Source organism: uncultured Paraglaciecola sp., from assembly GCF_963977085.1.
GTDB lineage: Bacteria > Pseudomonadota > Gammaproteobacteria > Enterobacterales > Alteromonadaceae > Paraglaciecola.
Map to the genome: position 1 here is coordinate 61,636 of NZ_CAXBNC010000021.1, position 22,151 is coordinate 83,786.

17 protein-coding genes are annotated in these 22,151 nt (G+C 41.0%); 11 read left to right on the forward strand and 6 right to left on the reverse strand.

The window, feature by feature from the left end; genetic code table 11:
• Positions 1–344: 344 nt before the first annotated feature.
• Positions 345–2,993 carry a TonB-dependent receptor gene (locus AAC000_RS19165; protein ID WP_339725031.1) on the forward strand — a complete coding sequence of 883 codons (2,649 nt, stop codon included), beginning with the start codon at positions 345–347 and terminating at the stop codon, positions 2,991–2,993.
• Positions 2,994–3,098: 105 nt separating this feature from the next.
• On the opposite strand, the gene AAC000_RS19170 is transcribed toward AAC000_RS19165, so the two are convergent.
• Genes AAC000_RS19170 through AAC000_RS19180 form a run of 3 tightly spaced genes read right to left on the reverse strand, consistent with a single transcriptional unit; the run spans position 3,099 to position 8,853 of the window.
• Positions 3,099–4,742: a CsiV family protein gene (locus AAC000_RS19170; RefSeq protein WP_339725032.1), complete on the reverse strand. Its 1,644-nt coding sequence runs from the start codon at positions 4,740–4,742 to the stop codon at positions 3,099–3,101.
• Positions 4,742–8,236, reverse strand: a complete 3,495-nt coding sequence (gene mfd, locus AAC000_RS19175) for a transcription-repair coupling factor (protein WP_339725033.1) — start codon at positions 8,234–8,236, stop codon at positions 4,742–4,744. The genes AAC000_RS19170 and mfd overlap by 1 nt, the downstream gene beginning before the upstream one ends.
• Before the next feature lie 23 nt (positions 8,237–8,259).
• The gene (locus AAC000_RS19180) at positions 8,260–8,853 is read right to left on the reverse strand and encodes a PilZ domain-containing protein (RefSeq protein ID WP_339725035.1); all 594 of its coding nucleotides are present in this window, start codon (positions 8,851–8,853) and stop codon (positions 8,260–8,262) included.
• Between the two features lie 130 nt (positions 8,854–8,983).
• Between AAC000_RS19180 and AAC000_RS19185 the strand changes: the two genes are divergently transcribed.
• From AAC000_RS19185 to AAC000_RS19230, 10 genes are all read left to right on the forward strand, one after another.
• Positions 8,984–10,195, forward strand: coding sequence for a lipoprotein-releasing ABC transporter permease subunit (locus AAC000_RS19185; RefSeq protein WP_339725037.1), 1,212 nt, complete (start codon positions 8,984–8,986; stop codon positions 10,193–10,195).
• A gap of 89 nt (positions 10,196–10,284) precedes the next feature.
• Positions 10,285–10,848, forward strand: a complete 564-nt coding sequence (locus AAC000_RS19190) for a phosphoribosyltransferase family protein (RefSeq protein ID WP_339725038.1) — start codon at positions 10,285–10,287, stop codon at positions 10,846–10,848.
• A gap of 261 nt (positions 10,849–11,109) precedes the next feature.
• Positions 11,110–11,610 carry a copper chaperone PCu(A)C gene (locus AAC000_RS19195; RefSeq protein WP_339725041.1) on the forward strand — a complete coding sequence of 167 codons (501 nt, stop codon included), beginning with the start codon at positions 11,110–11,112 and terminating at the stop codon, positions 11,608–11,610.
• Between the two features lie 23 nt (positions 11,611–11,633).
• Positions 11,634–12,590 (forward strand): MbnP family copper-binding protein, encoded by a 957-nt coding sequence (locus AAC000_RS19200; protein ID WP_339725043.1) that lies wholly within the window; start codon positions 11,634–11,636, stop codon positions 12,588–12,590.
• Between the two features lie 52 nt (positions 12,591–12,642).
• Positions 12,643–13,806 (forward strand): MbnH family di-heme enzyme, encoded by a 1,164-nt coding sequence (locus AAC000_RS19205; RefSeq protein ID WP_339725044.1) that lies wholly within the window; start codon positions 12,643–12,645, stop codon positions 13,804–13,806.
• 2 nt (positions 13,807–13,808) lie between these two features.
• Positions 13,809–14,987 (forward strand): hypothetical protein, encoded by a 1,179-nt coding sequence (locus tag AAC000_RS19210; RefSeq protein ID WP_339725045.1) that lies wholly within the window; start codon positions 13,809–13,811, stop codon positions 14,985–14,987.
• A gap of 32 nt (positions 14,988–15,019) precedes the next feature.
• Positions 15,020–16,252 carry a HAMP domain-containing sensor histidine kinase gene (locus tag AAC000_RS19215; RefSeq protein ID WP_339725046.1) on the forward strand — a complete coding sequence of 411 codons (1,233 nt, stop codon included), beginning with the start codon at positions 15,020–15,022 and terminating at the stop codon, positions 16,250–16,252.
• The gene (locus AAC000_RS19220; protein ID WP_339725048.1) at positions 16,249–16,773 is read left to right on the forward strand and encodes a response regulator; all 525 of its coding nucleotides are present in this window, start codon (positions 16,249–16,251) and stop codon (positions 16,771–16,773) included. Before AAC000_RS19215 ends, AAC000_RS19220 begins: the two co-directional genes overlap by 4 nt.
• Positions 16,774–16,857: 84 nt before the next feature.
• Positions 16,858–17,244 (forward strand): MmcQ/YjbR family DNA-binding protein, encoded by a 387-nt coding sequence (locus AAC000_RS19225; RefSeq protein ID WP_339725050.1) that lies wholly within the window; start codon positions 16,858–16,860, stop codon positions 17,242–17,244.
• Positions 17,245–17,270: 26 nt separating this feature from the next.
• Entirely contained in the window at positions 17,271–18,020 is a 750-nt protein-coding gene (locus tag AAC000_RS19230; protein ID WP_339725053.1) for an NUDIX domain-containing protein, read from the forward strand.
• Positions 18,021–18,065: 45 nt separating this feature from the next.
• Here AAC000_RS19230 and AAC000_RS19235 read toward each other — a convergent pair whose 3' ends face one another.
• From AAC000_RS19235 to AAC000_RS19245, 3 genes are all read right to left on the reverse strand, one after another.
• On the reverse strand, positions 18,066–19,262 hold the full coding sequence (locus AAC000_RS19235; protein WP_339725055.1) for an MFS transporter: 1,197 nt from the start codon (positions 19,260–19,262) through the stop codon (positions 18,066–18,068).
• A 241-nt stretch (positions 19,263–19,503) separates the two neighbouring features.
• Complete coding sequence (locus AAC000_RS19240) at positions 19,504–21,000, reverse strand: NAD(P)/FAD-dependent oxidoreductase (protein WP_339725057.1); 1,497 nt, start codon at positions 20,998–21,000, stop codon at positions 19,504–19,506.
• A 183-nt stretch (positions 21,001–21,183) separates the two neighbouring features.
• Positions 21,184–22,002 carry a Cof-type HAD-IIB family hydrolase gene (locus tag AAC000_RS19245; RefSeq protein ID WP_339725060.1) on the reverse strand — a complete coding sequence of 273 codons (819 nt, stop codon included), beginning with the start codon at positions 22,000–22,002 and terminating at the stop codon, positions 21,184–21,186.
• Positions 22,003–22,151: the final 149 nt, after the last annotated feature.

The following is a 22,151-nucleotide window of genomic DNA, read 5'->3' on the forward strand; positions in this document are numbered from 1 at the left end:
TTTTACTATTCTTTTCCATCCACTTAGCCGTTGTTGGCTACACGTTTAATACATTTAATACAAGGAACGTGCCATCACACTAAATAAAAGCCAGTGATAGCGAGGGTCTCAATGGGCATAAGAAAACCTTAGGGGGGCTATACAAAAGCTGCATCCCTGATTGGCATTTGTGTTGCTTTTTATATGCTAAGAGGCGAGGTTTTTCTGCTGTTTTTGCTACCTGAAATGGTGCATTGCACTTGCATAGTCCCTTCGTTTCGAAACTGAGAATGCATCGCCTATTTAGAGCGTTGCGCCAGTTAGTTCTAAGAAAACACATATCGCTCACTAATAAGAGGTTAAATATGCTCAAACTACATAAACTTAGTCTATCTATCCGTCGGTCACTGCCAGTTTTAGTGGCCACGTCTGGGTTAGTCATGATGTCACCGAGCATTTATGCCCAAGATGCAGAACAAACAGATAAAGCCAATTTAGAAAAAATTATTGTCACAGGTTCAAGAGGGGCACCTAGGTCGGTTGCCGATTCTGCTGTGCCAGTGGATGTATTTAGTGAAGATGACCTAGTGTCTGTTTCTTTTACCGATACAAATGACATTTTAAAAACCTTAGTGCCTTCTTATTCTTTGTCCCGTCAGCCTATTTCTGATGGTGGATCTTTTATACGTCCAGCAAGTTTGCGTGGTATGCCTACAGATAAAACCTTAGTTTTGGTTAATTCAAAAAGGCGTCATCGTTCTGCTTTGGTGCAAATTGGGGGATCAGGTACTCAAGGGGCAGACATTGCGACGATTCCTTCATCAGCACTCAAAGGTGTGGAAGTGCTTCGTGACGGGGCGGCTGCACAGTATGGTTCAGACGCTATCGCCGGCGTAATCAACTTTCAGTTAAAGGATAACGATGAAGGTGGCTCTTTGTCAGTGGACATGGGTCAATATTACGAAGGTGATGGTGAGCAATTCACGGTAACAGGTAATATAGGTTTTGCCCTTGGTGATAAGGGGTTCTTTAGTCTTTCAGGTGAAATATCCGATACAAGCTCTACCAGCCGTAGTGAGCAATACTGCGAAAGTTGGGCTTGTGTGGATGTCGACAGTGCCAACTTCTTAACAGGTCTGGATACGTCAGTATCTGGTTACTCTGAAGACGCTTTCATTGCTGGCTTAGACAACGCTAATTTAGGCGGAGAAAACGTAGTGCAGCCTTGGGGTCAACCTAACAGTTCAGCGACTCGCTTGTTTTTTAACTCAGGCTATGAAATTAGCGAGACCATGAAGCTATATGCCTTTGGTAACTATTCTGCCAGTGAAGGCGATGGTAGTTTTTACTATCGTTATCCAGGTAACGGTACCATTGAGGATATTCGTTTAGCAGATGGATCACTTTATTCACCCCTTGAAAAATTTCCTGGTGGTTTTACGCCTAGGTTTACTGGTGAAATTACTGACGTATCAATAGTCGGCGGATTAGAAGGTGAGTTTGCTAATGAAATGACCTATGACTTCAGTGCTAGGTTCGGATCGAATAAAATTGAATACACCTTAGAAAACACTATCAACCCTTCTATGGGTCCTGATTCGCCCACTAAATTTCACCCTGGTGATTTAATTAACGAAGAATTACAACTGTCAGCTGATTTTACGCAGTTTTTTGATATGGGATTTTCTACCGAGGTGGTACTCGCTTTTGGTTTGACTTATATGGAAGAAAGTTACGAGTTAGTTGAAGGTGACCCTGATTCATACAGTGTGGGACCTTATTCTAGTCCCGATCCTTATGATTTTTGTAACGCCGATGGTTCAGCTAGTGCCGATGGTTTGGCAGTGATTTTAGCCGGTTCTAGTTTAGATTGTGGTAATTCTGCTGATGCTGTTTATACCGCGGTAGGAGTCGGCTCTAACGGCTTCCCTGGATATTCTGATATCTATTCAGAGACTTATGATCGCGATATGGCAGGTATTTATGTCGATTTAAGTACAGATATTACCGATGCATTGTTCTTGCAAGGTGCATTACGCTATGAGGATTACTCTGACTTTGGTTCTGAATTAGTAGGTAAGATCGCTTTCAAATACAGTTTGAGCGATGAAGTTAACTTACGTGGTTCGGTAGGCACTGGTTTTAGAGCGCCGACCCCAGGACAACAAGGTACAACCAACGTTTCGACTCGATTACCAGATGGTCTTCCTGTGGCGACTGGTCTTTTCCCTGCATTGAGCGATGTAGGGCAAGCGCTAGGGGCCGAAGCCTTAAAACCTGAAACGTCTTTGAACTATAGTTTAGGTATGTCGGGTAGCTTTGACGAATTAAGTTTAACTGTCGACTTTTATCGTATTGAACTGGCTGACCGTTTTTATGCGGTATCGACCATAGATGTATCCACTAATCCAGACGATGGTGATGCCTATGACAAATATTTAGCTTTAGTGGCTGCGGGTGTGGATGGGGCAAATACAATTGGCGGTGTTAATTACTTCCAGAATGCCTTTGATACTGTCACTAACGGCTTGGATATTGTTGCCACTTATACTTTAGATGACACCGTATTAACTGGGTCATTAAACTACAACTCAACCGAAATTGATTCAGATGCATCTTTATACCTTAACAATGAAGATGAGTATGATTTAGAAAATGCACTGCCTAAATGGCGAGGCGTTTTATCTGCTAAACATAATTTTGACATGTTAAGCATATTGATTCGTGCTAATTTTTATGGCGCATATGAAAATGCTATAAGCTCTGATGCGAGCATAGTGCAAGAGTATGACGCAGGGGTAATGTTTGATTTAGAAATGAATTACCAACTGAGTGATAGCATATCTATTGCCGCTGGTGCCCGTAATATTTTTGATACTTATCCAGATAAAGATGGCGTAATGGTTGACGGTAATCTAAACCGCGATGACTGTTGTGGTGTAGTTTACTGGTCAGGTAATAACGTTGATTGGCAAGGCGGGTATTACTACGCACGCTTAAACTATGTGTTTTAATATTTACAAACTTTGTTAGATTAAAAAGCCGTCAGATTTGACGGCTTTTTTGTTGTACTTGGTATTCCACCTTAGAATAAGTGAATTGTTTATCAAGCCATTATTTTATTCACTTTCTTGTTCGTCGCTGTCTTGATCGGTTTCGGGCCAACGATAACGCGTAATACGCACAATCATGCCAAATAAAGGATGATCAAAATAATGGACTTGTTTGCTGATGACCCGTCTTAGCTGATTAAAATTTACACTTTGCAGATAATTAGGTTGTTGTAGTTGATTGTCTGTTATTGCACCTTGCACAGCCATATTAGAGGCTAATTCGGATGTTTTTAGTGCTTTTTTAGGGTCATATACGGGCTGTCTGTAGTCTAAGTTACTATCGATGTGTAAATATGGAACTCGCCCAACTCTGCGCAAGTACACGGTTATTCCGCCGTCTAATTGCCACAGCTCTTTAAGTAAAGCTGAGTCGGCTTTGTGAATAATTTGTTTAGTTTTATCATCGTTGTGTTCAAAATCAATAGGCGTTTCATCGGTCAACGCCTTATCAATTTTGGCAAATAGATCTTCAGTAATGGTTGTTTCAGAGCCATTCTCATTATCTAAAAGTGCCCGTTGCTGCTCAGGAGATAAAAGTGCAAGTTCTTGTTGAGGAATATACACCTCATCTGTTTGTTGCTCTAGAGTATTAATTAACGTTTCTGAATCAGGTACTAAAGGTAAACCAAGGGCATTAAATTGTGGTGCATAATTTTGCCCAGCAAACAATCGAATTGTTTGCCCATTTTCACGGCCAAAATGCACTTGTTGTCGCCAATTCATATGCAATATTGGGCTGATATCTCGCTGCTTTTTAATCTTTTCGTATAAATCATTCATACGCATATTGGATTTAGGTAACACACTTGCACTTCGCTTTTGTGGCCATTCAATCCCGTCTATTACCACTGGTACCTGCGAAATCAGGTTTTTAGCTTGTTCGTCTAATTCTGCTTGTTGTAAATAGTTAATAGAGGCAAATGACGCATCAATTTCCTCAGAATAGGCACAAGGAAGATCACTAGGGATTTGCCATTCAATAAAGTCGACCCGAATAGGTGGTCTAATTACACGGGTTTCAGTGAATTCTAGGTTGGCTGGTTGCTCAAGGTTTACGCCGTTACCTGGTTGCGAGTGTAATTGTGTAGTATTTTCATGTTTCGACGGTTCAGTAATAACATTGTGTTCTGTAGATTGATCAAATATATCTGTTGTCGCCACTTCGTATTGAAAGTTTGTGGCATCATTCGTTTTTGCACTAAGTGCTAAGTTCTGATCACTTGCTGCAATTTTGTCTAATTTTTGTTCTTCTAACGGTGGCGCTGAAGGATCTTTTTCTGCAACTTCTGGTGTAGGTAAAGCAAAATCTAGCTCATGCTGGGTTGTTACCGCTTGGCGGCTTGATGCTCGGCAGTAATCGAGTCCTGCACGCAGGTAACTTAAATCCGGGTGAAGATAGGGGGTGAGTAAGTCAAGATATCCATTGTCAGGGGGAACGAGTCGCGACTGTTGAAACTTTTCGGTAATATCGCTTACATGTAAATTACGCTCGAATAAAATCACTTCAACATCAAACCACCACTGAGTTTCTGCTGCTAGGGCAGGTTGCACTAAAACACTGGCACTAAATAAGGCGGCTAGGGCAGTTTTTGCCGTGAAAGCCCCATTAGTTATGGGTTTTAGAGGATGGTTTCTGAGTTTATCTATCATTAAGCTGCTCGTAATTGTTGGCTAAACTCGGTTAGCATATTGTTAAACAGTTCAAGTCTATCTTTGGCTGATTCAGTAGGCACGATAAATTTAAGTTTTTGTGGTCCATCTAATTTGTAGATCCTCGGCTGCGACTGAATGAGTTTGATAATAAAGCCAGGATCTATTTGTGTTTGCAAAGAGAATTCTACAAATCCCCCTTTATTGGTACCCTCCATTTTTGAGATACCAATTTGTTTAGCTTTGAGTTTAAGCATGGTCATGTCTAACAAGTTTTTAGCACTTTGTGGTAATAGACCAAATCTATCAATCAGTTCAATTTGTAACTCATTTACAGCCCTTTCATCTTTACAACCGGCCAGCTTTTTATACAAGGATAAACGTAGATTGACGTCGGGGATATAATCATCTGGAAACAATGCGGGTAAACGTAAATCGATCTCTGTTTGCTCTGAAAGCGCAGATTCTAATGAGGGTTCTTTGCCTTCTTTAAGTGCTTCTACCGCTTGCTCTAACATGTCCATGTATAGGGTAAAACCGATACTGGAAATTTGTCCTGATTGTCCATCTCCAAGTAATTCACCTGCACCACGAATTTCTAAATCGTGGGTAGCTAAGGCAAAACCTGCCCCTAATTCTTCTAATGATGATATTGCATCTAGGCGTTTAGCGGCATCTTTGCTTAATCGTCTTCGATGAGGCGTGAGTAAATAAGCATAGGCCTGATGATGTGAACGACCCACACGACCACGTAGTTGATGAAGTTGCGCGAGGCCTAAATGGTCGGCTCTGTCCATTACTATAGTATTGGCAGAAGGCACATCGATACCTGTTTCGATAATAGTGGTACATAACAACACATTAAATCGCTGGTGATAAAAATCTGCCATGACTTTTTCAAGTTCACGTTCACGCATTTGGCCATGACCTATGGCAATGCGGGCTTCAGGTACTATTTCGGCAATTTCTTGAGCGGTTTTTTCAATGGTGTCTACTTCGTTATGTAAAAAATAAACCTGACCACCACGGAGAATCTCCCGCATGATGGCTTCCCGTATAAGCCCTTTGTTGCGTTGCTGTACAAAGGTTTTGATGGGTAAACGTTTAGCCGGTGGTGTGGCGATAATGGATAAGTCGCGCATACCACTTAACGCCATATTCAAAGTTCTTGGAATAGGAGTGGCTGTTAAGGTTAGAATGTCTACATCTGAACGCAATGCTTTAAACTTTTCTTTCTGGCGTACCCCAAATCGATGTTCTTCATCAATGATGACTAAACCTAAATCGTTAAATTTAAGGCTGTCTTGTAATAATGTATGCGTTCCCACCACTATATCTACTTTACCTTCACCAATTGCAGTGATGGTTTGTTTTGAATCCTTAGCGCTGACAAAACGAGACAATACTTCAATTCTGAAAGGACAGTTGACAAAACGTTCTTTAAAATTTTCAAAATGTTGCCCAGCAAGTAAAGTAGTAGGCACTAAGATGGCCACTTGTTTTCCTTGATTGGCTGCAATAAACGCTGCGCGCATTGCCACTTCAGTTTTACCAAAACCGACATCGCCACAGACTAGTCTGTCCATGGCATTTGCTGATCCCATATCTTGGATCACTGCGTTGATGGCTTTTTGTTGGTCTAAGGTTTCTTCAAACGGGAAACTGTCACTAAAAGATTGATATTCATCCCATGCGATCTTAAATGCATAGCCGGGTTTAGCCGCACGTCTGGCGTACACATCTAATAACTGAGCTGCCACATCGCGGACCTTTTCTGCGGCCTTTTTCTTGGCTTTTGCCCAAGTTTCGGTGCCCAAGTGATGTAAAGGAGCATGTTCAATATCACCGCCACTATAACGGCTAATGAAATGTAATGAGGCCACAGGCACATATAACTTAGCTTGTTTGGCATATTCTATGGCCAAATATTCGGTGGTGATGCCGCCGGCATCTAAGGTTTGTAACCCTAAATAGCGACCTACACCGTGTTCAAAATGCACCACTGGCTGGCCTATTTGTAATTCAGCCAAATTGCGAATAATGGCGTTTTCGTCTGTACCTTGACGTTTATCTCTTCTGCGCCTGTGACTGATTTTATGCCCGAGTAATTCGGTTTCAGTAATAAAGGCAATTTTACTTTTTGGCTCTTCAAGTAAAAAACTAAACTCAGCAGCACCGACAGTTATGCCTATGGGTTCGGCGCTGTGCATAAAGCTTTCAAGGGTTTCAAATACCTTGGGTCTAATTTCCGCTTTGCTGAGTATTTCTAATAAACCTTCGCGGCGCCCAGCTGATTCGGCACTAAACAACACTTTAACTTTTTGTTTTTGCCAGTCAGCTACCAATTGTTTTAATGATGTCCACGGCACTTTATTTTGTGGCTTCAGCGCTACGTCGCCCACAGATGCCGTGGCAAAGTTAACACTACCGGTTTTTTCAGCAACGGCTTGGTTTTGTATTTGTACTCTTGGCCATTCTTTTAAGGCACCAAACAGCTCTTCGTAACGCATAAAAATGTCAGCAGGATGCAACAAGGGGCGCGCAAGGTTATAACGGAGTTGTTCATACCTATGATTAACATCTTTCCAGTGATTTTCATGTGCGACCTGCAAATCGCCGTGCATTAATATGGTGGTATCTTGATTCAGGTAATCGAATAAGGTCGCGGTTTTATCGAAAAACAACGGTAGATAATATTCTATGCCACCGGGCATCAGACCTTTACCTACTTGGTAATAAATGGACTCTTTGCTGTTATTGGCGTCGAACTTGCTGAGATATTGCTGCCTAAATAACAAACTTGCTTGTTTGTCGGTAGGGAACTCTCTAGCGGGTAACAGTTTAATTTCATCTACTTTGTCACCAGAGCGTTGCGTTTCTGGGTCGAAGTGCCTAATGGTATCTACTTCATCATCAAATAAATCAATACGGTAGGGATGCTGACTGCCCATAGGGAACAAATCAATAATACTGCCACGGATAGAGAATTCGCTGTGCCCCATCACTTGGTTGACATGTAAATATCCAGCGCGCTCTAAGCCTGTACGAAAATCATCAATATCTAATTTTTGATTCACTTCCAATATCAGTAAATATTTACCAATATAATCTACCGGTGCCATACGCATCATCAATGTATTGATGGGCACAATAAAGACTCTACGTTCGTTTTGGGTGAGTTGATACAAGGTTTCTAGGCGCTGGGAAACTATGTCTTGATGTGGTGAAAAGTTATCGTAGGGAAGGGTTTCCCAATCAGGAAACAATTGCACATCAACAGCTTGATCCCGTAAAAAGTAATCAAGTTCTTTTTCAAGTTTGATGGCGCTAGGTGTATCTGCGGTCACTAATAATATCGGGCCAGATGCAGATTTTGTGGCATTGGCTAATACTAGCGCGGTACTGCTGCCTAGGAGATTGCCCCAATGGCGAATATCGTTTTTAGTTTTAAGAGTATTGTTTGGTAAAGGTGGTGAAAAAATACTGTGAGTCATTAATAGTTTTCGTTTTAGTTCTTTTAAGGTTTTTCTTGGTTTTTACGTTTGCGTAAATTGGCCGCTTGTAAATGTAAACTCGCTTTGACTAATAAATCTTGGTCTTCTTCACGTATACGAGTAAAAATCAAGGATACATGGTACGTATCATCAGCTGGCTTACAAGTAATAACTTCAGCAAAACAAAAAATCGCCGACGCTTCTTCTCTTAGAAACAGTTTAAGTTCAATTGCCGCGCCAACGGAAAGTGGCTTTTCACTTTCTATAACTATACCTCCGCCACCAAATTTTAGTGAGTGATAGCTTTGTTCATTTTTGGAATGTTGTTGTAAAATAAGCGACATCATCAAGTCAATCTTTCGTGATTGATGATTAAGAAATTCAGCTAGCTCAACTGCGTGTTCACCTAAACGGCGCAGTGGCCGTAAAGCCTTGGTATCTATACCTGATAATTCACTGGCAATTTGAAATTCGTAGGGCATATGTTGATGTAAATCATCAATTTCGGGTAAAAGAAAATCCTCTTCCAATAAACGCATATTGACTGGAATATTGTGCTTGATCATGAAAAATTCATCAAATTGTTGATGCTTTTGTTCAAGCGTTAAGTTTTGCATTTTCTCTCCCAGTTTTAGCTTTGCTTGTTAGATTTACGTCTGGCACGTATTATTCAACATCATTCATCACTATACCAACAGTTAAACCTTTATTTTTTAACTGTTTTGTTCTCATAAGAGTTTCTTTTTTATGTTTTACCCGCTCTCAGCCTTTATTGGTTTACGTTATGCCAAAGCATCTAAAGGCAGTCATTTTATTGCCTTTATTAACTTTTTTTCTGTAGCTGGTATTGCGCTTGGGTTGATGGCCTTGATCACAGTTTTATCAGTCATGAATGGGTTTGAGGGAGAACTTAAACTGCGAAATTTAGGGATCACTCCTCATGTATTAGTACAAAAAAAGTCTGATGTAGATGCTTTCCCTGATACATTTACGGGAATCCAAGGTGTGCTTAATAGTGCTTTGCAGATAGATTCGGAAGGTATTATTCAATCCTCAGAAGGACTGACAGGGGTCATGTTTCAAGGCATTCAACCAGAGGTGATGCAACAATCCTCTATTATTGCTCAGAATATGTTAATTGGTCAGTTGACTGATTTGGTCAAAGGGGAATATGGGATTGTTATTGGGCACGCACTGTCTAACAAGTTACATTTGCGGATTGGCGAATCCGCGCGTTTGATCTCATCAGAAAATAGTTATTTTGGGCCTTTTGGTCGGATCTACAGTCAAAGAGTGTTCCGCGTGGTCGGTATATTTGATCTAGGCTCTGCATTAGATGATAAAGCGGTGTTGATGCATATTGATGACGCCGCCAGATTGTTACGCAGTAAAACCGAAAATTTAGCGCAAACGCGGTTGTTTTTGGCTGACGCCTTTGAGTATAAAAGTGTCGTTCAATCATTACAGCAGCAAGGTTACCGCTCTACTAACTGGCGTGACCAACAAGGTGTGTTATTTGATGCCGTGAAAATGGAAAAAAATATGATGTCACTGATGTTGTTACTTATCATCTCGGTGGCCGCATTTAACATAGTGTCGGCTCTAGTGATGGTCGTCACCGAAAAGCAAGGTGATATTGCGATATTGTTAACGCAAGGCATGACCCGTAAGAATATTATGGGGATTTTCCTTTTTAATGGTATCTACAATGGTATTAAAGGCACGGCTATTGGCGTTGTCGCCGGTGTTTTGTTAGTGTCACAAATTAATAATATTATTAAACTACTGAATTTACCGGTATTTCTTAGTCCTGAAGGACAAGGTGTGCCCACCGACTTGCAATGGCAACAAGTACTATTTCTCATAGGTACGTCACTTATTTTATGCTTTTTAGCTAGCCTTTACCCAGCCTATCGAGCGGTAAGAGTTAATCCGGCTGATGCTTTAAAATATGAATAAATCCAACTTGGGTATACAATAGCTGGCTAATAGTAGTATTTTCGGGCAACCGCGCTGGCAGCCGCTCTCTAAATTTTAAGGTTTATCAAATGGAAAAAACGTTTATCACCGCTCAACAATTACTTGAAGATTCATTTCGAGTGGCAGCTCAGGTTTATGAAAGTGGCTTTCGCCCACATTTTATTATCGGCATTTGGCGTGGCGGTGCACCTATTGGTATAGCTGTACAAGAATATTTCGATTTTAAAAAAGTGGAAACTGACCATATTGCGGTGCGGACCTCCTCTTATTACGGTATTGATCAACAATCAAAAACCATCAAAGTGCATGGGTTACATTACTTGATTGAAAATGCAAATGCCGAAGATAGCCTGTTAATTGTGGATGATGTATTTGATTCAGGCCGCAGTGTAGACGCCTTGATGAAACAAATTAAAAAATTATCTCGAGCGAATATGCCAAAAGATGTGCGCATAGCTTGCCCTTATTACAAACCGCAAAATAATAAAACAGATTTAGTGCCTGATTATTATGTGCATGAAAGTGATGAATGGTTGGTGTTTCCTCATGAAATATCTGGCCTTACACCGGATGAAATTATTCAGGGTAAAACAGATTTAAAAAATGTGATGCACTTGCTAAAACAAGATTAGTTAGTGGCAACATAATCAGCTAAAAGTACATAAAAAAGACAGGTGACTGTCTTTTTTATCGCCCGTTTTTTATAAGTTTGTTTCATTCCAGGTTTCAATTAAATTGTGTGAGCTGTTGTTTCGCTCGCAGCTTCTCTTAGCTTTAATGCTGACTGATGTCATCTTTACTCATACTCGTCTAATCCTATGGGTGCGACAATATGTCGCATTGTGGCCTTAGTGTAAGTTTCTATAATGACTAAAAAATTTTGGTAAGTTATTTTGAAATTCTTAATACACCTTATTCTGCGTTCACTCATTGTTTCGTCTTTGGCGTTGTCATTTGTGGTTTTCTCTCACGACTTTAGTGCCGGTAAGCTTGAAGTGCAGCATCCTTGGGCGAGACCCACTGCGCCAGTGGTTAAAACCGGGGCGGTATATTTAGTTATTAATAATCCAACACAGCAAACACAACGTTTGTTGTCTGCGCGGGTTCCCCAGAGCGTGGCCGAACAGGCGCAAATACATCAAACCCTGCATACTGAAAATATGTTAAAGATGCGAGAAGCTCAGAATGGCTTGTTGCTCCCCGCTAAAGAGACAACTGAACTGACGCCAGGCGGCAGCCATATTATGTTGGTTGGACTTAAACAACCCTTAGTAAAAGGGGCTAAATTTCCCATGCAGTTGCAATTTGAAAACAGCCCAGAGGTAACGGTTGAGGTCTGGGTTGAAGTTCCTCCTGAAGCAAATTCCGACACATCTAATCATTCCCATCATTAACACTACTTGGAAGAGAAATTACCATGCAATTTAATGCCAATTTTAAACTGACTACTTTTACCAGCTTATTCGTTGCGACTATTTTGAGCGCTTGTGGTGACAGTAATTCTACTGACAACAGCAACAAGGATACAGCAGTCGCTAGTGCGTTTAGTCTTAATTTTAAAGCCATGAGTGGTACTGAGGAAATTGATTGTGATGCTATGTTTACTGACTACGGCACCGACCAAAGTTATAGCATAGGGGTAAGTGATTTACGTTTCTATGTGAGTAACCTTAAGTTTTACGATCAATATGATGTAGAGATAGAAGCCACCTTAGATGAAAATGACTTTCAGTACCAAAGTGAACAAGGTTTTGTTGCCCTGGTCGACTTAACGTCTACAGCTAGTGGTGCTTGCGCTATAGAAACTCTAACTGGAACGGCGCGTACAAATAGTGTTATTTCTGGTAGCTATACTGATACAGGGGTCGCTAAAGTGTCTTTTGATTTAGGTGTACCCCAAGCCGTTATGCAGCAGGTGATCGCCACCACTTCAGTGGAAGATGCACCGTCTCCTTTAAATGAAATGTATTGGTCTTGGGCCAGTGGATATCGCCACTTTTTAATGAACTTTGCTATTGAAGATACTAACGGTGTAGCTGGTGGTGGTTATCTACATATTGGCAGCAAAAATTGTACTGGTGATGGTTTGCTAGCACTTGAAACCCAAGATGAATGTGAATACATCAACACCCCAAAAGTGGAATTGAATAACTTTGATCCAGCTGTGAATACTGTGGTGGTGGATATCCAAAGCATTCTCTCTGGCGTGGCCTTCGCATCAACAACTGAGGGGGTAGATACCCCTGCAGTCAGTTGTCATTCAGCGCCAAGTAGTGTGCAAGCAGATTGTGGTCCTGTTTTCTTGAACTTTGGTATTTCCGCAGAAACTGGCGCAAGTTTAGCCGCCGACAACGCTACTATTAGCGCTGAATAGTTTAGTTCGGGGGAGACTCTGGTTTCCCCTAAACCTTTGAAAAAGAGACGTGATGAAGTTTATTGCCGTATGTCTAGTGATGGGGATTTTGATGGGGTGTAATCAATCCTCTTCAACCACAGTAGAAGAAAGTACTCAACAACAAAGCCTTAGGGATTTACTTGAACTACCTGCTCATATGGCAGTGCCGTCGATACCTGATTTTAATCCTTTAACAGCAGAAAAAATCCAACTAGGTCGGTTTCTGTTTTACGACCCCAAATTATCGGCAAATCAAACTCAATCTTGTTCATCTTGCCATGAACAAATTTTAGCCTTTAGTGATGCTGTAGAGCGGCCTTTTGGCTCAACGGGTCACCAGTTAGTTCGTAACAGCCAAGGCTTAGCCAATGTGGTTTATCATTCAACTTTTACTTGGAGCAATAATGGGTTTTTGGAATTAGAAGAGCAGCTAAACGTACCTATTCGGTCTGATAACCCAATAGAGCTAGGCGTGACCGATTCCAATATAGAAGAAGTCCTTGCAAGGTTTGATGCCGATGCTAGTTACGTGGACATGTTTGCCGCTGCTTTCCCTGAAAGTGAGTCGGGTGCAAGCATTAACAAAATTATTTTTGCCTTAGCCAGTTTTGTGCGCTCGATGATCAGTGCAGGCAGTGCCTATGATCAATATTTGTTGGGAGATACTAGCGCATTAACAGAGCAACAAAAATTAGGTTTTAGTTTGTTCAATGGCGAAAAATTTGAATGTTTTCATTGCCATACGGGTAGTAATTTTTCAGTGTCGTACCGTGACTCAAACACTACTGAAGATACTATTCAATATCCGTTTTTTAATAATGGGCTTTATAACGTAGACGGCGAGGGCAGTTATCCCGCGGCTGATCAAGGCTTATATGAATTGACGCTAGACTTAGCCGACAGAGGACTTTTTCGTCCCCAAAGTTTAAGGAATATCGAGCTAACCGCTCCTTATATGCATGATGGCAGTATTGCGACTTTACGTGAGGTCATTGAGCACTACGCCAGAGGAGGTCGGTTAATTGAATCTGGTGAAAATGCCGGAGATGGCAATTTAAGCCCACTCAAGTCAGGTTTAATAAAAACATTTGTTGCAACTGATGATGAAATCGATGCAGTGATTGCGTTTCTCGAATCCTTAACTGACTACGAATTTATCAATAACCCTAAATTTTCCGATCCCTTTAAAGAATAATAATGAAAAAAACTATCCTTAGCTGTGTTTGTAGTTGTTTTGCGGCCTCTGCCGTTGCCCATGAGAATCAACCTGTTAATACGCAACCCGATTCATTAGATATTAAAACCACCTTTACTTACAGAAATAACCAAGCTTTTCCATCTGATGAGGTGTGGCAGTTACCCGGTATATTATTGGGTGGAGAGTCGTTACCAGTGGAGCAAGGTGCTAGCCTTGATGATGTGCAACTTTTAGGGCATTTAAATATTCATAAGCGTTATTTTGTCAGTGCAAAAGTTGGCGCACATAGTCATGATGGTTCAACAGAAGTGGCGTTAGAAAACCTTTGGTTTGGCAGCCGCGCGGCGATAATGGGGCAGCCTCTATTATTTGAAATAGGTAAAATGTCCAGCGATATTACCCCTACCGCTAACTTTCATGCTTCAGGTGGATCCTTCAGTGAGTCACCTTTGTTGGCCGATGTGTTTTTTGCCAGGCATTTTGTTGATATAGGTGCCAGAGCCAGTGCTTCAATACAAGGTATCAACTTCGGTATTGAAGTCTGGAATGGTGATAATTGGCCAGCTAGTTCGGGGGAGGGAACCGCAGCTTTATTTGTGCATTATGCCATTCAACATGGGGAACTAAGTGCCAAGGTAGGCAGTTGGCTAATGCGCAGTGAGGCAGACAAGCGTAGTGATCAAAGATACGAAGATGGACACAGTCATGGTGATGCACAATTAAGCGCTTCAGATCTTACCTTTTCTGGAGAGACGGTCACCATGGGCAGTTTTGCTAATCTGCAATGGCAAGTGAACCCTATTATCCTGAATGCCGAATTCGAGTGGATCCGCGCTGATATTGACGCGCAGTTACTGGACGTGACTCAAAGTGCGGCATTTTTGGCAACCCAAGATGGATATAAGCTGCAACTCGGTGTGTCATTAGACAATCACAGTTTACAAGTTAAATACGAACGTTTAGTGGTCGACAATAGTTTTACTCAAACGTCCCAAACCTTTATTCAATCTAGCGGCTTATACAATGAGGGGATCGAACCTGAAAAATTGGCTGTGGCCTGGACATGGGATTTTTATGATAGCTTTAGGCTTCGTACTGAATGGTATCAAGATGATACTCAGGAAGCTGGCACTAGCCGTTGGGCTATAGGTTTAGTTTGGCAGCATAAACTGTTATAAATGCAGCTACTTTCAATAATCATATTGGCCTCATGTCATTAGCCTATCTGCAAACTAATCGTCATCTGCTGCAATTAATTAAGCTGCGTAATGGTTTTATCGCGTTGCAATTATTGGTGGTTTTATTCGCTGAGTTTTGGTTCGAATATGCACTGCCATATTTTATTCTTAAAAGCATAATCGCAGTAGAGTTGTTGATTAATATTGCCTTGTTTTACTGTTACAGAGGCAATCGAAATGCCCATTCTGGTGAGTATTTATTTCAAGTTTTACTCGATATATTGTTTCTCACTTTATTATTGTATTTTGCCAATGGCGCGACAAACCCTTTTGTTTCTTTGTTATTGATACCAGTGGCGATTGCGGCTGTGACTTTGCCGAGGCCCTTATTACTGTTGGTTTCTTTTACGGCCCTTGTAGCCTATTCGGCACTATTGTTTAGTCTTGACCCTCACCAACTGCATAGGGTGGATATGCAGCAGCATTTTATTGGTATGTGGCTAAATTTTGTTTTATCAGCTTTGGTTGTGGTATTAGTAGTCGCATCCCTTGCCAGAGCAATGCGTCAGCAGGAACGTTTTGTGAGTCAGTTAAGAGAAGAACAGTTGCGCCAAGAACAATTGGTTGCTCTGGGTACCACTGCGGCACAATTTGCCCATCAAATGGCGACACCTTTGGCAACAGCGAATTTATTGACAGAGGAGCTTGAGTTAGGCCATTCCAGCCCATTTTTAGCGCAGTTAAAAGAGCAATTGGCTTTGTGTAGTAAACGTTTGCAAGATTTTCGCATTATGTCAGAAGAGCTAAAGCTAAATAGCAAACGTCATATTTTATTAAAACAATTGTTTTCTCAGTTACAGCAAGAAATACAATTAAATTTTGCCGATGTTGAGGTGAGTTATCAACTGACGCCTTCTGAAAAATTGGCCGTTTTTACGGATACTACTTTATTTCCTGCTTTATTAAATTTAGTGCAAAATGCGGTACAAGCTTCAAAGAAAAATAATCGTTTTAATATCGCAATATCCAGTCAAATAGAGTCGCAACAACTGAGGATCACTATTCGAGACTTTGGCGAAGGTTTGTCTGAACAAAGTTTATTGGAACTTGGGTCTTCAATAGTCAAAAGCGATCTAGGTTTTGGAATGGGGGTCTTGCTGAGTCATGCTACCTTAGAACGTTTAGGGGCACAATTTCGTTTGTATAATCATTCTGCACAAGGGGCAGTGGCGGAGATTATTATGAATGTGGTGGAACTAAAGTGAAGTGTTTGTTATTAATTGAAGACGAGCAAAGTTTCGCTGATATTTTACTTAGGCGTTTGTCACATTACGGCTATCAGTGTTTACATGGTGTGAGTAATGCGCAAGGTCTGGAATTAGCCGCACAGCACAGTCCCTCACATCTGATTTTGGATCTGAAAGTGGGCAGCGAAAATAGTTTGGTCATATTACCGCAATTACGGGCGCAATTGCCTCACTCTCGAATCATTTTATTGACGGGTTATGCCAGTATTGCCACTGCTGTTGAAGCCATAAAAGCAGGGGCCGATGATTATTTATCTAAACCAGTAGACACTAAAACCCTACTGGCTATGTTAGAGGGGGATAATACAACTCAAGATACCAGCCAAACCAATGTTATGTCTCCCTCTAGACTTGAATGGGAACATATTCAGCAAGTATTAAAATCCAATAATGGCAACATATCCGTAACTGCTAGACAACTGGGTATGCATCGCAGAACATTACAGCGGAAACTCTTAAAAAAACCTACCAGTGAATGAAATTATAATTTTTACTCAAATAGTATAAGCAACCCCATCTATTTGCTTATACTTACGCAATAAATTTCAAGTAAGGAACACTGGATGGATCAGCAACAAGTTCGAGAATATCTACTAAACAAACCTTTTTCGGTAGAAACCTTTCCATTTGGAGAAGACGTTGCAGTATTTAAAGTGAAGCACAAAATGTTTGCAACATTATCCAGAGGAAAATTGGGCAAAGATGAAAACGAAAGTGAAAATATTTACTGGTTGAATCTTAAATCAGATCCTCAAGAGGCGATTATGTTGCGAGATATTTTCCCTTCAGTCGTGCCTGGTTATCATATGAGTAAAGTGCATTGGAATACCGTCAAGCTTGATGGCACAGTACCCAAAGGTGAAATACAGCGAATGATAGATAACTCTTTTGATTTAGTTGTAGCCAATATGGTGAAAAAAGATCAGCAATCGATTTTGCTGCATCGTTAACAATAAAGGTTTATAAGTGGTAAATTTTGCTAGCATTTGAATACAATAAATTTAACGGTATTATTATCGACAGCACCGCCATTCCAAATGATGAGGAGGTGTTTTTACAACAATTAACTGCGTTATTGGAACATGCCAATCTACAAAATAAATCGGTAATCTGGCTTACTTTATCCATTGATTTGGCGCATCTGATTAACATCGCCACCACACAAGGGTTTACCTTCCACAACTGTTTACCCACTGAAGTCACTTTGACGTTTAAATCGCTTGAAGAAGACTACGTGCCTTTTGTGCCTACACATTCATTGGGTGCTGGCGGCCTAGTACAAAACGCTTCTGGTGAACTATTAGTCATCCGAGAGCGTGGCGGGTCGACCTATAAGCTCCCGGGAGGACACTTAGAATTAGGTGAAAAAATAGAAGAGGCTGTGATCCGAGAAGTATTAGAGGAAACGGGGATCGAAACGAGTTTTGAGTCCGTTTTAGGCATGGCCAGTACTCACCCATATCGGTTTGGAAAATCTAATATATACATAGTGTGCAAGTTGGCACCATTATCAACACAGATTAATATTCAAGATACCCATGAAATTGAAGAGGCTAAATGGGTGTTACCAGCAGACTTTTTAGCCGATAGTAATAATAGCCCTTTCAACAAGTATTTAGTTAAATCACTAGTGAATGCATCAGGTTTGGGTAAATCATCACTAGACTTGAGTCAATTTTCTAAGCTTAAACATGAAGTCTTTTTAGCGAATGATTACTCTATATAAAGCGCTGTTGTGAGTGTTTTCAGGAGGCAAAAAACAGCTAAAAGGTTATTTTTTATCACTGAATTTAAGTGTAAAGAAAAATAATAACAAGTAACAAGTGAAGGCGAACCAATAGGGCAGGGCGCCGTTGATTGAATATAAATAGGTGCCTAGTAATGGGCCAACTGTAAAGCCTAGTGGACCACAGGCCCCAGCTATTCCTGCAACAGCTCCTTGCTCTTCAGATGAAACCGCCACAGAAGCGCCGGCCATAAATCCTGGACCCGCAAGTCCCATGCCCAACCCCAGAATACACATCGATATTATATACAGCATTTGCGTTTCGCTTAACGCCATGATGACAAAGGCAATCATCATAATGGGCATAGAAATTCTAAGTAGCACAAAGGGCCTAACATGTAGGCGCGGTATCACTAAAAGTTGCACAAATAATGCTGCAGCAGCAGAAAACATCAAACTTAAGCCCACAATTTTAGCCGTTTGCGTTCCATCTAGCCCCAATACATCCTGAAAACGAAATGCGATCGTTTGTTGCACAATGGCAAAACCCATAAACAAAAATACCCCAGCAATCACCAGTGGTAATATTCTAGGATCTGTATATTTGAGTTTTAATGGTTTACTAATGACTGTTTTTTTAGGCAATTCAGGTAATGCATATAACGTCAGCACCGCCGCTGCTAGGGTTAAAAAAACAGAAAAATACAAAGGCGTCAGTAAACTAATACTGGCGAGCAAACCGCCAATAGCGGGTCCTAATATTGAACCTATATTAGTTGCTGCGCCTATTGCGCCCATTCCTTTAATTCGATCTGCCACTGTGGTTATATCAGCCATATAAGCGTTAGCAGAAGGGGCAACCGCAGCCATGACTATTGCATTGGCGACACGGGTAACAATCAATAGTGTTAAGGCTGTGACGGGGATCAGAAAACCAAGTAATGCCGCTTGAAATACGCCAGCAAACATTACAGTACCTAATGAATAGCCAAATAGGCCAATCAATAAAATCCTTCTTCTACCCCAGTTATCACTGGCTCGGCCCCATAGTGGGCTCACTAAAAATAGTGTTAAGGATGACGAAGAAATGATAGCGCCTATTTGTACTTCCACTAGACCCACTTCACGACCCAGTGGCGCTAAAATAGCAAACAAAACTGTTTGCGCAAACCCCATTGCAGCAGCGGCTAATAATAATGTGCGTTTAGCCAAACGGTTAGAATGAGTAGGATCTGCTGTCAATGGAAATGCTTCAAAAAAACAACTGTTTGAATACACAACCCCAGGATAAGACCCTGTTTATAAACACGGTTCCGGGAGCTAGTCATATAAGTATGGAAGTATTGTTTGAAGGTGCTTTTTTATCATGGTTTTATAATATGAGTAGTCAATTTTACAGTATTTGTGTTATGTCAAAGAGCAACAAGCATTCTTTGGTCGCATTGTAGCCATTTTTGTTCATCGCGCTATTAAAAGTATTCACCTATTTTCGGGGCTCAGTTTGTGGCCCTGTAGTCCATAGGGAAGAAAAGAGCATATTATCATCAACGACAGATCCATAGCCTAAACTTATTCGATCAAGAATATAGTTTTGGTTGAGTTTCCAAGGTTTTTTACGGCCTTGTTTGGGCAATTTGTCCAAGGCTCTAATGATATAGCTAGAACTAAAATCAATAAAAGGTTCAGCTTCAATGCCATTTTCAGGTAACACAGGCTGGCAGTAGTGATATTGATGTTTGTGCATATGATTAATCAAGCGGCATACATACTGAGCAACCAAATCGGATTTAAGGGTCCAGGATGCATTGGTATAACCCATTGAAAATGCAAAGTTAGGTAAACCGCTCAGCATCATGCCTTTATAACAATAACTGTCTGCTACATTAAATGGTTTTTGGTCAACGCTTAGTTGGTAAGACCCGAGTATGTCTACGCTGAGTCCTGTTGCAGTCACAATAATATCTGCAGCTAATGACTTACCGTTTTTTAATGTAACCCCATTCGCCGTAAACTTATCTATATGTTCAGTGACAACACTTGCTGAGCCATTATTTATGGCATGAAATAAATCGCCGTCGGGCACCAAGCAAGCACGTTGATCCCAAGGTTGATAACTGGGCTTGAAATGTTTATCTATAGGGTAGTTTGCACCAAGTGCCTCAATGACCCCTTCTCGAATCAGCTTTTTGACTTTTTCAGGGCGTCGTTTTGCAAGGTTATAAATAAACAAGCCTTGGAGAATTTTTATCCATCGAATGAGTCTGTAAGCGAGTTTAGTAGGAAGCAAGCGACGTAATAGGTTTGCAAGCTTATCTTGTTCAGGTTTAGACGCAATATAGCTAGGTGAGCGCTGTAACATAGTGACATGCCCAGCCGTGGCGGCTAATGCCGGTACTAAAGTGACTGCGGTGGCGCCGCTCCCAATTACAATTATGTTTTTCCCAGCATAATCTAGGTGTTGCGGCCAATGTTGAGGGTGAATAATATCGCCGCTAAAATTCTCAACACCTTCAAACTCTGGGGTATACCCTTTGTCATAATTATAATACCCGGCAGCCGAAAAAAAGAAATCACTGATAAAGCTGCAAGTCTCACCCGTTTGTAAATCCTGAATTTCAGTCAACCATTTGGCCTTAGTGCTATCCCAATTGGCTGAGATCACTTTATGTTGGAATAGAATATTTGGGGTGATGTTATTCTCACTTGCAGCTTCGGCTATGTAGTTTTTGATATCATCGCCCGGAGAAATGGCTTTGGGTGAGTGCCAAGGTTTGAAGTGGTAGCCAAATGTAAACATATCAGAATCTGAGCGAATGCCAGGGTAGCGAAATAGATCCCAAGTACCGCCCAAAGCGTCGCGAGCTTCAATAATAGCGTAGGATTTTCCTTGGCAATGTTTTTGAAGATGGTAAGCGGCGCCTATACCTGAGATGCCAGCACCCACAATTAATACATCTATTTGCCTAGTTTTGATGTTCACTCCATGCTTTCCCATTTTATGAAACACTTTAATGCTATTGCTAGTTTGGCTATCTATAGGATCCTTAGGACTAAAAGTATTATGCAGTGCTTTAAGGGCACTTCCCAATCACCAGAAATTATTGCGCCACAATAATCCCGCCTATTTGTGACCTGTTAAAATTATTGGTGTTGACTGCTATGGTTACAATGAAAAACGTTCACGCAAAAAGTGCGCTATGCCATCTTTATGGTTATGTCCAATGACCGCTGTAGCGGATTTTTTTATTGTCTCTTTGGCATTTTCAGGGGCATAACTTTCATCTGCTAGGGCAAACATACTGAGATCATTGTCACCATCACCAAAACAAATAACCTTGCTAGCACCTAACTGGTTTTTTAAATTAGTGACGGCAGCTCCTTTATTTGCACTACCATGGTGTACATCCAGCCACCAAAAGTTATTCCCTTCTAATGCGGGTCCAGAGTAGGCAACGAGGTTGTCATGGGCATTAAGTGTTAACCAGATATCTTTAATCACTTGTTCTGTACTGATCATACTGATGTTAGTGACCTGGGAATCAATAGGTAACGCGCTAATGGGCATGACTTTTACCTCGCTACTGGCAAAGTAATGTTTGATAAGCTCTTCTTCTACATCATGACGTGTATCTGCATGATAAATATAATGTTGGTTTCTATCGATTACGTTAACAAAAGGCGTAATGCCTTTTGCAAACGCCAATTCAATGATGCTTGAAAGCTCGGCATTGTTAAGTAGATTTTCTAAGGTAAGTTGTTGAGTTTTAGGATCCCAAACAGTGACGCCATTGTTGAATATTTGTGGTAAACAAAAGTCATGTCCCTCGACTATTCGCTGAGCCGATAACATAGTGCGGCCCGTTGCCAAAGTGTAGGCAATGTTTTTGTCGTTTAGCAGTAAAAGTGTTTCTTTGGTGTAAGGCGAGATCTCGGACGCGTCGTTTAACAACGTGCCATCTAAGTCAAAAAAAATCAGTTGCATAGGGTGTTTATCACTTTGAATTACGGGCTAAACATCAGCCAAGATTTATATGGCAAATATTATCGACTATGTGTACGATTTGCACAGTAATTTAGTTTAGTTGTTCAACCTCATGACACTTTACATGAGGCGACTAAGATTAACCTTCA

Bases quoted from the DNA above. Each gene is read 5' to 3' on its own strand.
- AAC000_RS19165 (WP_339725031.1), top strand. From the start codon at position 345: ATGCTCAAACTACATAAACTTAGTCTATCTATCCGTCGGTCACTGCCA.
- AAC000_RS19170 (WP_339725032.1), bottom strand. From the start codon at position 4,742: ATGATAGATAAACTCAGAAACCATCCTCTAAAACCCATAACTAATGGG.
- mfd (WP_339725033.1), bottom strand. From the start codon at position 8,236: ATGACTCACAGTATTTTTTCACCACCTTTACCAAACAATACTCTTAAA.
- AAC000_RS19180 (WP_339725035.1), bottom strand. From the start codon at position 8,853: ATGCAAAACTTAACGCTTGAACAAAAGCATCAACAATTTGATGAATTT.
- AAC000_RS19185 (WP_339725037.1), top strand. From the start codon at position 8,984: ATGTTTTACCCGCTCTCAGCCTTTATTGGTTTACGTTATGCCAAAGCA.
- AAC000_RS19190 (WP_339725038.1), top strand. From the start codon at position 10,285: ATGGAAAAAACGTTTATCACCGCTCAACAATTACTTGAAGATTCATTT.
- AAC000_RS19200 (WP_339725043.1), top strand. From the start codon at position 11,634: ATGCAATTTAATGCCAATTTTAAACTGACTACTTTTACCAGCTTATTC.
- AAC000_RS19205 (WP_339725044.1), top strand. From the start codon at position 12,643: ATGAAGTTTATTGCCGTATGTCTAGTGATGGGGATTTTGATGGGGTGT.
- AAC000_RS19210 (WP_339725045.1), top strand. From the start codon at position 13,809: ATGAAAAAAACTATCCTTAGCTGTGTTTGTAGTTGTTTTGCGGCCTCT.
- AAC000_RS19215 (WP_339725046.1), top strand. From the start codon at position 15,020: ATGTCATTAGCCTATCTGCAAACTAATCGTCATCTGCTGCAATTAATT.
- AAC000_RS19225 (WP_339725050.1), top strand. From the start codon at position 16,858: ATGGATCAGCAACAAGTTCGAGAATATCTACTAAACAAACCTTTTTCG.
- AAC000_RS19245 (WP_339725060.1), bottom strand. From the start codon at position 22,002: ATGCAACTGATTTTTTTTGACTTAGATGGCACGTTGTTAAACGACGCG.